This is a genomic window from Massilia niastensis DSM 21313, assembly GCF_000382345.1.
GTDB classification, from domain to species: domain Bacteria; phylum Pseudomonadota; class Gammaproteobacteria; order Burkholderiales; family Burkholderiaceae_D; genus Telluria; species Telluria niastensis.
The window spans coordinates 22,375-34,214 of the sequence record NZ_KB908133.1; the positions used below are offsets into that span (position 1 = coordinate 22,375).

Genomic DNA, 11,840 nt, shown 5'->3' on the forward strand with positions numbered 1-11,840 from the left:
CCGCCCGGCGGCGCGCGGCGCCTGCCTCCGGCTGGCATGGGAACCGCGCTCCCCGCGCATGGGCGGGAAGCCGGCGGTCAAAGCTCCGGCAAGGCGAGCGTGGGGCTCAGGCCGGGCCACACTTCGCCCGCCGCGTCGAGGAAGGCGCGGATCAAGGGGTCGTTGCGGCGACCTGCGACGTGGGCCATGAAGATGGGAACCCGGGTGTGCATGAGCGGAGAGACCGCCATGATGCCTTGCTGGAGCCCCTGGTTGACGTGCTCCTCGCGCATCAGCATCATGCCGACGCCAGCCTCGAGCAGCACGCGGCCGACGGCCGCATTGTCGAAGCGGGCGACGCTATTGAGCTCGAGGCCGCGCTCATCGAACAGCTGACGCAACATGACCGAATACGCCATGCTGTGATCGTTCGGGGTGAGCCATGGCAGCCTTGCCAGTTCGGCCCAGCTCGCGCTTTCGATCTGCTCCTTCCACTCGGCAGGCCCGGCGATGCGGAACCCGATCTGCGTCAGTTCATAGTAGGCGAAGCCGGCGTCGATCGGCTGACCGAGCACCAGGCCGATATCGACTTCGCCGGTCTTCAAGCCCTGGCGCGTGCCCGACGAGGGGCGCGCCCGCAGCTCGGCGGTGATCAGCGGATGTTCGTTGCGCAATGCGCGGATCACTTCCCCGATGCGGCTCGAGGTCGGATCGCTGCTCAGGCCCACCACCAGGTGCCCTTCGATCTTGCCGCGGATCTCGCGCGCGAACGAGGTGAAGAGCGCGGCTTCGTTCAGCAGGATCTTGGCCTTGGCCAGCAGGAGCTGGCCGGCGCGGGTGAGTTCGAGGCTGCGGTTGGCGCGCACGAACAGCTTGGTGTCGAGGCGCTCTTCGACCGCGCGCACATGCGCGCTGGCGGCGGACAGGCTGATGTGCAGCCGCTCGGCGGCCCTGGTGAGATGCTGCTCCTCCGCGACTGCCGCGAACGTCCGGAGCTGGACGAGATCGATCTGTATGGCGCCCTCCTGGTTCTCTGGTTCCGCGACGCTGCCGATCCTTCACAAAACAAGCACGCCGCATGCTGAAAATAGCCATGGACCCGGTCGGCAGCCGCCTCATAGACTGAATACGTCGGCATTGAACCGGACCGCCGGCCCGGCCTCGATGCTGGCGACAGCCGCTCACTCATTCAAACAACGCGAGGAGACATTGTGAACATTTCAAGCACGCTGCCTTGTGGAGCGGCGCCCGCCAGGGGCGCTGCCGCATCGACACCATTGTATATCATCGAATGAGCACGTCGATGCCAACGCCCATCCCCCTTTCCCGGCTGCGCCTCGCGGAATTCGTGCGCCCCGGCGACGTCGTCGCCTGGCCGCAGGGACCTGGCGAGCCGCTCGCGCTGACCGAAGCACTGGTCGCCCAGCGCGCCGAGCTGGATTCCCCCTGCCTGCTGTTCGGTCTGACCCAATCCGACACGCTGCGTCCCGAACTGGCCGAGCACTTCCGGTTTCGCGCCTTGAACGGCGCCGGCACCAGCCGCCGCGTCACCGCATTGGCCGACATCGTTCCCTGCCATGTCAGCACCATCCCTGCGCTGCTGCGCGGCGGGCAGCTGCGGGTGGACGTCGCGCTGATCCAGGTGAAGCCGCTCGCGGACGGGCGTTTCACCCTCGGCGTCATCGCCGACTTCACCCAGGCGCTGGTCCAGCAGGCGCGCGTGGTCATCGCGCTGGTCAATCCCGCACTGCCTGCGATGGCGGGCGACGCCTGCGTGCAGGCCGCGGACATCGATGTCCTGGTGGAGAGCGACGAGCGTGTCATCGACATGCCCGATCCGGAACCCTCGGTGGTGGAGCGCGAGGTCGCGCGCCAGGTGGCCGAGCTCATCCCCGACCGGGCGACGGTGCAGCTCGGCGTCGGCACGCTTCCGGTGGCGGTGGCCCAGGCGCTCTCCGGCCATCGCGAGCTCGGCGTGCACAGCGGCGTCATCTCCGATGTGTTCGTCGACCTGGTGGAAGGCGGCGTGGTCACCAACGCCCACAAGGGACGCGATGCCGGGCGCGCCGTCACCGGTGGCCTGTTCGGCACCCGGCGCCTGCGCGATTTCGCCGTCTCCAGCGGCCTGGTCGACATGCGCAGCGTGGAGTACACGCACAACCTTGCCGTGACGGCTCGCCTGTCGCAATTCCACACGATTAATTCCGCCATCGAGATCGACCTGTCCGGGCAGGCCAATGCCGAAGTGGCCGGTGGCCGCTATCTCGGCGCCGTCGGCGGCCAGGTCGATTTCGTCCGTGCCGGCGTGGCGTCAAGCGGCGGGCGCTCGATCATCGCGTTCCCCTCCACGACACCGGACGGCAGGCATTCGCGCATCGTCGCTTCGCTCGGCATGCGGCCGGTGACGACCGCGCGCAGCGAAGTCGACGTCATCGTCACGGAGTATGGCGCGGCCCACCTGCGCGCCTGTCCGCTGCAGGAACGGGCACGGCGCCTGATCGCGATCGCCCATCCGTCCCATCGCGAGGCGCTCTCCCGTGCACTGCACGAGTGCGGCCACGCCGCTTCCTGAAACCTGATTGATTGGAGTTGAAATGAATGCTGTCAGCGACGATGTCGTTCTCGATGACCTGGGCGACAAGGTGTTCCAGATCGGCCTCGAACGCCCGGAACGGATGAACGCGCTGGGCGTGGCGACGGTCGCCGCGCTGCGCAAGGCCGTCGCCGAGGCAGCCGCGAACGGCGCCCGCGTGCTGCTGCTGCGCGGCAGTGGGCGCGCCTTTTGCGCCGGCGCCGACCTGAAGGAACGCAAGGGAATGACCCTGGACGAGAAGCTGGCGCACAACGCGGGCATCAACGACGCCATCAACGCCATTGCCGCCGCACCGTTCGTGAGCATCGCCGTGCTGAATGGACTTGCCCTGGGCGGCGGCCTTGAAATGGCGCTGGCCTGCGATGTCCGGATCGCCGCGGCCGGGATCAGCCTGGGGCTGACCGAAAGCCGGGTCGGCGCCTTCCCCGGCGCCGGCGGCTCGCAGCGCCTGCCGCGCGTCGTGGGACGCAGCCGCGCGCTGGCCATGATGCTGAGCGGCGAACCGGTCACCAGCGAATACGCCGAGAGAATCGGACTGGTGAGCGAGCTTGTCGCGCCCGAGGCGCTGGAGGCGCGTGCCCACGTGCTGGCCAGGCTGCTCGCCAGCCGCTCGGCGCCGGCCCTGGCGGCCATCAAGCGCCTGGTGTACCAGGGTATCGAGATGCCTCTGGCTGACGGCCTGCGCCTTGAGCGCGCGGCACTGCCTGCCATCCTCGGCTCCAGCGACTATGCGGAAGGGCTGGCCGCCTTCGAAGAAAAACGCGCCCCCAGATTCACCGGGGTCGCGGAATGACATCCCTTCTCCTTGCATCAAGGCGGAGAACCCGAGCAACCGGAGGCTGCAGGACGCCTTCGCAACACCGTGTATCAATGACGTTTAACCAAAAAGGAAAGTGGAGATGACTACTAACAACCGAATCATGATGACCCCGGAACAGCGCGCCCTGGTCGACGCGGTCCGCCAACTGGCGCGCGACAAGGACTTCCGCGGCAACTCGATCAAGTACCTGGATGGTACCTATCCATGGGAGAACCTGAACGAACTGGCCAAGATCGGCGTGCTTGGCATGTCGATTCCCGAACAGTACGGCGGCTCCGACCTGCCGGTGTTCGATACCGCGCTCGTGATCGAAGAAGTCGCCAAGAACTGCTATGCCACCGCCATGGCGCTGATGGGCATGCTGGGTGTGCAGGTACGCGTGATCAGCAATTTCGCGCCGGAGGACATCAAGCGCGACATCCTGCCGAAAGTCGCCTCTGGCGAGGTCCACCTGGCGGTGTGCATGACCGAACCGCATGCCGGCACCGACGTGCCAAACTACAAGACCAACACCGTCATCAAGGGAGACCGGGCGGTCGTGAATGGTGTCAAGACCCTGATCAGCCGCGCCAACGAAGCCGAATGGTTCGTGGTGTTCACCCGCATCGACGGCACCCCGGGCCGCGAAGGTATCGGCTGCGTGCTGGTGAATCGCCACAGCCCCGGTTTTGAGGTGACGGCGCGCTACCACACCATGGGTGGGGAGTATCTCGCAGAAATCCAGTTCAACAATGTTGAAGTGCCGGTAGAGAACGTGATCCTGCGCCAGGGCGGTTTCAAGAAATTGCTCAGCGCCTTCAACACCCAGCGTTGCCTGAACCCGAGCGTGTCGCTGGGCATGGCCGAGGCTGCATTTGAGGAAGCCATCGCCTACGTCCGCGAACGCAGGATCCGCGGTCATGCAGTCAGTGAATTCCAGGGTATCCAGTGGAAGCTCGCCGAGATGTACCGCGACATCGAGGCTGGCCGCGCCCTGCTGTACCGTGCCTGCCTGACCGCGAACCCATTCCCCGATCCGCATGAAGCTGCGATCGCCAAGATGTTTGTCAACGAAATGGCAATCCGCGTCTCCAGCGAGGCCCTGCAGGTTCACGGCGGCTATGGATTCTGCGATGACTATCCGATCTCGCGCATCTACCGCGGGGTGCGTTACGGCACCCTGGGTGGTGGCGCCACCGAAGCGCTGAAGGACCTGGTGGGCAAAAAGCTGGTAGAGGACTTCGACCCGCTGGAAGGATTCCTCGGCATGGGAACCTTCTGAGATGCGCTCCCTGCTCTTCGTCCCGGCCCACGACGAGCGCAAACTCGCCAGGGGCCTCGGCTGCGGCGCGGATGCGCTGATCATCGACCTGGAGGATGCGGTGCCCGAGGCGGACAAGGGCCGGGCCCGCGGCATCTGCGCCGAGTTCGTCGCCCAGCACCACGCGCGCCTGCCGCTGTTCGTCCGGGTAAACGCGTTGTCGACCGGCCTGCTGCTGGACGACCTCGCGGCGGTTGTACGCGCCCGGCCCGACGGCATCATGTTGCCGAAGTGCGAGAGCGGCCGCGATGTCGCCCTGGTGGATGCCTATATCTCGGCGCTCGAGGCGCGCGACGGCATCGCCGCCGGCTCGCTGCGCGTCCTGCCGATCGTGACCGAAAGCGCCGCGGCGCTGTTCTCCATGGGCAGCTACGCCAAGTCCGCGGGACAGCGGCTGTGTGGAATGATGTGGGGAGGCGAGGATCTCGCGGCCGATATCGGCACCGTTGCGAACCGCGAGCCGCAGGGGCGCTATACCGCGCCCTACCAACTCGCACGCTCGCTGACGCTGCTCGGCGCCAGCGCTGCGCAGGTGCTGGCGGTCGACGCGGTCTACACCAACTTCCGCGACACCGATGGCCTGCTGGCGGAGGCCGCCGAAGCGCTGCGCGATGGATTCTCGGCCAAGGCAGCCATCCATCCGGACCAGGTTGGACCGATCAATACGGCGTTCACACCCACCGCGGAAGACACGGCATGGGCCCGGCGGGTGCTGGCTGCGTTCGACGAATCGCCCGGACGGGGCGCCGTCGCCATCGACGGCAAGATGCTGGACCGCCCTCACTACCGCGCCGCGCAGCGTGTGCTTGCCAGGGCCACAACTCCGAACCATTCATGAACAGGACAGACATCATGAGCGACCAACAAAAGCACTACCCGCTTTCCGGCATCACTGTCATCGACCTTTCCCATGTCTACAACGGTCCGTATGCCACCTTTCTGATGGCCATGGCCGGCGCGGAAGTGATCAAGGTGGAGCCGTTCCAGGGCGAGCACCTGCGCAGCCGTGGCGACATGGGCGGCGCCGCCCTGCCTTTCGCGATGCTCAATTCGAACAAGAAGCCGGTCACCCTGAATCTCAAGTCCGACAAGGGCCGCGAGCTGCTCAAGGAGATGGTGGCGCGCGCCGACATCCTGGTCGAGAACTTCGCGCCGGGCGTGATGGACCGTCTCGGCCTCGGGGCTGCGGAACTGCACCAGGTGAACCCTCGCCTGGTCTATGGCTCGAGTTCCGGTTACGGCAAGGACGGTCCTTACCGCGACTATCCCGCGATGGACCTGGTCATGCAGGCCATGTGCGGCGTCATCGATTCGACCGGATTCGCAGACCAGCCGCCTGTCAAGTCAGGCGCGGCACTATGCGACTTCATGGCAGGCATCCACCTGTACGCGGCCATCATGACTGCCCTGTACGAGCGCGAGCGCACTGGCAAGGGGCGTGTCGTGGAAGTCTCGATGCAGGATGCGACTTACGCCTCGCTGGCTTCCAACCTCGGCATGCTGCATGCCCGCGGCGACGCGGCGCCGGCGCGTACCGGCAACCGCCATGGCGGACTTGGCATCTCGCCCTACAACGTGTACCGCACCGAGGATGGCTACGTGGTGCTGAACGCGCCTGGCGACCACCATTTCAGGGCAATCCTCGATGTATTGGGCCGACCCGAGCTGAAAGACGATCCCCGCTTCATGACGCGATCGGCACGGGTCGAGCATTTCGAAGCGGTGGACAGCCTGATCGAAGGCTGGACCAGGACCATGGCCAGGAACGATGTCGCGCAACGCATGCTGGCCGCAAAAGTACCTTGCGCACCGGTGCGCAACCTGACGGAGGTCATGCACGACGAAAACATGCATGCCCGCGGCAGTCTGCAATGGATCGATCACCCCGAGCTCGGTCGCGTGGTTGTGCCGCATTCGCCATTGACCTTCGAAGGATGCGCGCGCCGCGCCATCGCACCAAGCCTGCCGCTCGGCGCCAGCAATGGAGAGGTATTCCGAGACTGGCTGGGTCACTCGCAGGAGGAACTGGACGCGATGCGTGCCAATGGCGTCATTTCATGAGGAACGTTCGACAATGACCTTACCCGATCCAGAACCGCGCGAGGCGCTGCATCGCCGCTCCATCGAGCTGCGCGGTTTCCGCCGTGACGACGGCCTGTACGACGTCGAAGCCCGCCTGGTCGACACCAAGTCCGAGGATTTCTTCGTGGACGGAGGCCGTATCGTCCCTTGCGGCGAACCGGTGCACGACATGGCTGTGAGGCTGGTCGTCGACGAAGACCTGCTTGTACGGCAGATCTTCGCCTCGACCGACGCCACGCCATACGCCATTTGCCCGGAGGCGGCTGGCACCTTGCAGTGCCTGACAGGACTGCGCATCGGCCCGGGCTGGTCGACAGCCGTACGCGAACGACTGGCGGGGGCCAAGGGCTGCACCCACCTGACGGAGCTGCTCAAACCGCTTGCCACCGTGGCCTACCAGACACTTTGGCCCGTTCGCAGCGCCCGCCCGGCCGATGCCGGCAGGCCGGCCAAGATCGACAGTTGTTTTGCGTACTCGAGCAAGCGCGAACTGGTGCGCCGGCGCTGGCCGGAATATTACCTGGGCACCGGGGAGGACTGAATCACGGCCCTGTTCCAGGGCCCCGGATTCTACGGAAAACAAGCAATCGGAATCCCGAAAAACGCCATGGACCTGCCACCACCCGCTTCATACACTGAAAGTGAACAAGACCTACCCAGCGCAGTGTTGGCACTGCACCGACCAATGAGCCTGAATGACTGGAGACGAGATTGTCAACTCACACTTTGATGAAAACGACGGCTGCGGCATGTTACGGAGATCGTCAGCCATGACCACCATGAACCCGATCAGCGCCGGGCACGGCGGCGCCACGGCGCCGCGCGAAGAGTTCGCCGCAGTCCTGGCGAGATTCGCTTGCAAGCTGTCGATGGACCAGATGCCCGGCCCGGTCATCGACGCTGTCAAGATGAATGTATTCGATACGCTGGCCTGCGCCGCCGCCGGCTCCAGCGCACCGGCGGTTGCGGAAGCACGCGAGCTGGCCGCCGAGTGGGGCGGTGCGCCGCAGGCCTCCATCCTCGCCTTCGGCGACAAGGTCCCCGCCCATCACGCGGCCTGGGTCAACGGCACGATGGCGCACGCACGCGACTACGACGACACCCACGATGCGGCCGTGCTGCATGCGGGTGTGTCGGTGGTGCCGGCCGCGCTGGCGGCGGCCGAACTGCGCGGCGGGGCCAGCGGCGCGGACTTCATTGCCGGCGTCGCCGCCGGCCTCGAGACGATCTGCCGCCTGGGCATTGCGACCAGGATTGGCATCATCGAAAGCGGCTACATGTACACCTCGCTGTTCGGTTACTTCGCCGCTACCATCGCGGCGGGCCGGGTGATCGGCTTGAACCGTGCGCAGATGGTCAACGCCCTGGGCATCGTCTACTCGCAGGTCGCCGGCAACCACCAGGTCACGCGCGACAGTGCGCTCACCAAGCGCATGCAGCCCGGATTCGCAGCCAAGGCGGCACTCATCTCGGTGCAGCTCGCCCAACGCAAAGTGCGCGGGGTCCAGGCGACATTCGACGGGCTCGACGGGTTCCTGCGGGTGTACCTGCGCGATCGCTGCGACGGCGATGTGCTGCGCGACCGGCTGGGTGAGCACTACGAGTTTGCCCGGCTGAGCTACAAGCCTTATCCTTGCTGCCGCTTCAATCACACCGCCATCGATGCCGCGCTCGCGCTGCGCGCGTCGCATGAACTGGCGCCATCCCGGATCCGGCGCATCAAGGTCGGCGTCAACCGCCAGGCATACGAGGCGGTCTGCACGCCGGCAGAGGTGCGCAAGGCGCCGAAGACCAACGTCGATGCGCAATTCAGCATTCCTTACTCGGTGGCCGCCGCCATCCTGGATGGCAGCGTCAGACTCTCGCATTTCACCGACGCGTCGCTGCAGCGCCCGGACATCCTGGCCCTTGCCCGCAAGGTCGAGCCTTTTGTCGACGAAGACATCGAACGGGCGTGGGGCCGCAACATCTCGCCCGCCGAGCTGCACGTCGAGCTCGAGGACGGCACGACGCACACCCGGCGCATCGATGTCCCGCTCGGCCATCCGAGCCGTCCAATGTCGAGCGCGGACTTCGACGCCAAGGCGAAGGACTGCATGCGCAACGCGGTGCTGCCCTTGCGGGACGATGCGCACCGGCGGCTGCGTGAGCTGGTCGACCAGCTCGACGACCTCGACGACGTGCGCGCACTTGTACAGGTGATCCAGCCCGTACCGTAGCCTCGGGCCACACCGCCAAGTACGCGTTGTCGCACAAAAAATTAGAATAGTGAACATGACAGTCGGCGGCGGCACGCTGCCCCGACACAAGGAGACGAAATGAATGCCATGAAATCGCGAATCGGCGGTATCGCCGTCGCCGCCGCAATCCGTTCCCTGATGGCCGCCGCAGCCATCGCCCTGCCGCCCCAGGCAGTGTATGCACAGGCGCCCTGGCCCACCCAGCCGATCAAGATCATCGTACCGTTCTCCCCCGGGGGGAGCAACGACAACGTGGCGCGCCTCCTGTCGTCCAAACTCGGCGCCCGGCTGGGCCAGCCCGTCGTGGTGGAAAACAAGGGGGGAGCGGGCGGCACCATCGGCACCGACTTCGTCGCCAAGGCAAGGCCCGACGGCTACACGCTGCTGTTCGCCTCGACCTCGATCACGACCAACGCGGCGATCGGCAAGAAGCTTCCCTATGACCCGGCCAAAGACCTGTCGCCGATCGGTGTGATCGCCACCAGTCCGTTTGCGATCGTCGTCTCCAACAAGGTCAAGGCGACCACCCTGCGCGAGTTCATCGACCTTGCCCACGCGAAGCCGCGCAGCATCAACTACGGAACCGCGGGGATCGGCGGCACCAACCACATGGCGACCGAGATGTTCGCCTCCGCGGCCAAGGCGCAGTTCGTGCACGTGCCCTACAAGGGCATTTCGGTGGCCTTTACGGATCTGATGGGCGGCAGCCTGCAGATGCTCGTGCCCAGCCTGGCCTCGGCTACCTCGCATATCCAGGCAGGGAGCATGCGCGCGCTGGCCGTCACCAGCGCGGAGCGCTCGCCCCTGGCGCCCAACATCCCGACGGCGGCCGAGGCAGGACTGCCGGACTTCCACCTTGAGGTGTGGTACGGCCTGCTCGGACCGGCGAAATTGTCGCCCGAGGTCATCAAGCGGCTGAACACCGAGCTGAACGCCGTGCTGGCCATGCCCGATGTGAAGCAAGTGCTGGCGCGCGAAGCCGCCACGCCACAGCCAGGCGCCCCCGCGGCGCTGGGGAACCTGATCCAGTCGGAGCTCACGCGCTGGACCCGCCTGGTCAAGGAAAACAACATCCGCATCGAGTAAATCCTTCCCGTCCGGCCGCTCCGGCCCGATGCCGCCTGGTCACCTCGACCAGGACGGCGGGCCCGGTAACGCGGCCGGGCGCGGAACCAAACAATAGCAAGCCGACACCGTGCTGGCGATCGCCCGCATGAGGGGTGCGCTCGCGCGCAAGCATCCCCAAGACGACGCCCTGGATACCCCTGCGGCGGCGGGCGCCCGCTCCGACCAGGCCCAGGCGCTGGAAACGCGGGTCCAGGGATACCGCACCCAGGCTCAGTAGTACGTCGTTCACCTGCAGTTGCGCTACCGGCGCATCAGCGGCGCCGGTAGTCGCGCCGATTTTCGGGAAGGCAGGCCTGCGCGGTCCTGGCTTCTGGAGTTTGAAGCAATTAGACGATACCAATCAAGGAGACAGAAATGAAAAGGCACTTGCTGTTGTTGTCGGCCATGGCGATGATGGGGACATCCTGGGCGCAAACGTCGGTACAGATATTCGGCGTGGTGGATATGTCGCTTGCGCACGGAAGCGGATCGATCTCGGATAAAACACAGATGTCGCGCGGCGGGTTCAGGGCCAACCGCATCGGATTCCGCGGCGTGGAGGATCTCGGCGGAGGCAACTCCGTCCAGCTCTGGCTGGAAGCCGGCTTCAACGGTGACGATGGCACCGGAGCCCCAACGAACACGAATAACCAGTCGTCGGGCGCCAGCACCGGGCAGGGCCTGACCTTCAACCGCCGCTCCACCATTGGCCTTATGGGAGCGTGGGGCGAGCTTCGACTGGGGAGGGATCAACCGCCCCAATACCTGAACCTCCTGAACGGAGATGTCATGGCGCTCACCGGTGTCGCCGGAACCGTCAACTTCACGAACATCATCACCGGGGTCACCGCCAGCCGCGCATCCAACATGATCCAGTACTTCACGCCCAATCACCTGGGCGGCATCGCAGCACACCTGGCGCACTACCGGGGCGAGAACGCGGACGACACGCCCAATTCGGACGACGGCACGGGCAGTGGGGTCCGGCTGACCTATCGAAAGGGGCCATTCGCAAGCGGCATCGCATGGTCACGCACCAAGTACGCGACCGGAGACGTGCTGCAGAGAAATGCCTACGCAAGCTGGAATTTCGGCTTCGCCACGCTCTCGACCGTATACAGCAACGATCGCGCCGGCACCCTCGGGGCAGAGGGTGCCAACATCGGCGTCTCGATTCCCGTCGGCGCGCACGCCTTCATGGCGGCGTACTCGTGGTACCGCCGGGATTCCGTCAACGAGCCCGAGGCAAGGAAGCTCGCACTGCGCTACACCTATGCCCTCTCCAAGCGCACGCTCCTGTACTCCTCTGCCGCACGTGTCGACAACAGCGGCGGCTCCGCGGTATCGGTGCTCGGGGCAGTCACGGCGCCGAATGCTTCCTCATCCGGAATCGAATTCGGCATCAACCACAGGTTCTGACCAGGAGCCGCCTGCTTTGCCCCGGGCCTGCTGCAGAACCAGCGCCCCGGGGCGACAAGTCACGCATCCGTGGTCGACAAAAAAAAAGGTTCATCACGGATTTCCGGGAAACGCGGCTTTGATCTTGAGGAAAAAGAAGTCGCTATCCCGGTAGCCATAGGCCATCCGCTTCATCACCTTGATACGGTTGTTGATGCCCTCGAGCTGGCCGGTATGCATCGGCCAGCGCAGCCGCGCTGCGATGCCTCGCCAGTAGGGTTTTAACTTGGTGGCGAATTTCCTTAGCGGCTCGATCCCGCT

General features: G+C 65.6%; 11 protein-coding genes. 9 read left to right on the forward strand and 2 right to left on the reverse strand.

What is annotated here, in order from left to right:
- Positions 1-77: 77 nt before the first annotated feature.
- A complete protein-coding gene (locus H162_RS0124390; protein ID WP_307188088.1) occupies positions 78-1,034 on the reverse strand; it encodes a LysR family transcriptional regulator in 957 nt (318 codons plus the stop codon).
- A 248-nt stretch (positions 1,035-1,282) separates the two neighbouring features.
- Between H162_RS0124390 and H162_RS0124400 the strand changes: the two genes are divergently transcribed.
- From H162_RS0124400 to H162_RS0124445, 9 genes are all read left to right on the forward strand, one after another.
- Positions 1,283-2,551, forward strand: coding sequence for an acetyl-CoA hydrolase/transferase family protein (locus H162_RS0124400; RefSeq protein WP_020656114.1), 1,269 nt, complete (start codon positions 1,283-1,285; stop codon positions 2,549-2,551).
- 22 nt (positions 2,552-2,573) lie between these two features.
- Positions 2,574-3,365, forward strand: a complete 792-nt coding sequence (locus H162_RS0124405) for an enoyl-CoA hydratase/isomerase family protein (protein ID WP_020656115.1) — start codon at positions 2,574-2,576, stop codon at positions 3,363-3,365.
- Positions 3,366-3,471: 106 nt separating this feature from the next.
- Positions 3,472-4,653: an acyl-CoA dehydrogenase family protein gene (locus tag H162_RS0124410; protein ID WP_229452241.1), complete on the forward strand. Its 1,182-nt coding sequence runs from the start codon at positions 3,472-3,474 to the stop codon at positions 4,651-4,653.
- A gap of 1 nt (position 4,654) precedes the next feature.
- The gene (locus H162_RS0124415) at positions 4,655-5,530 is read left to right on the forward strand and encodes an HpcH/HpaI aldolase/citrate lyase family protein (RefSeq protein WP_020656117.1); all 876 of its coding nucleotides are present in this window, start codon (positions 4,655-4,657) and stop codon (positions 5,528-5,530) included.
- Positions 5,531-5,544: 14 nt separating this feature from the next.
- The gene (locus H162_RS0124420) at positions 5,545-6,753 is read left to right on the forward strand and encodes a CaiB/BaiF CoA transferase family protein (RefSeq protein WP_020656118.1); all 1,209 of its coding nucleotides are present in this window, start codon (positions 5,545-5,547) and stop codon (positions 6,751-6,753) included.
- Positions 6,754-6,766: 13 nt separating this feature from the next.
- Complete coding sequence (locus tag H162_RS0124425; protein WP_020656119.1) at positions 6,767-7,315, forward strand: DUF2889 domain-containing protein; 549 nt, start codon at positions 6,767-6,769, stop codon at positions 7,313-7,315.
- 229 nt (positions 7,316-7,544) lie between these two features.
- Positions 7,545-8,993, forward strand: a complete 1,449-nt coding sequence (locus H162_RS0124430; protein WP_020656120.1) for an MmgE/PrpD family protein — start codon at positions 7,545-7,547, stop codon at positions 8,991-8,993.
- 108 nt (positions 8,994-9,101) lie between these two features.
- Positions 9,102-10,100 carry a Bug family tripartite tricarboxylate transporter substrate binding protein gene (locus H162_RS0124435; RefSeq protein ID WP_169444560.1) on the forward strand — a complete coding sequence of 333 codons (999 nt, stop codon included), beginning with the start codon at positions 9,102-9,104 and terminating at the stop codon, positions 10,098-10,100.
- A gap of 396 nt (positions 10,101-10,496) precedes the next feature.
- Positions 10,497-11,540, forward strand: a complete 1,044-nt coding sequence (locus H162_RS0124445; RefSeq protein ID WP_020656123.1) for a porin — start codon at positions 10,497-10,499, stop codon at positions 11,538-11,540.
- 93 nt (positions 11,541-11,633) lie between these two features.
- Here H162_RS0124445 and H162_RS33520 read toward each other — a convergent pair.
- On the reverse strand, positions 11,634-11,840 hold a 207-nt coding region (locus tag H162_RS33520), incomplete at its 5' end, for a transposase (protein WP_211223744.1).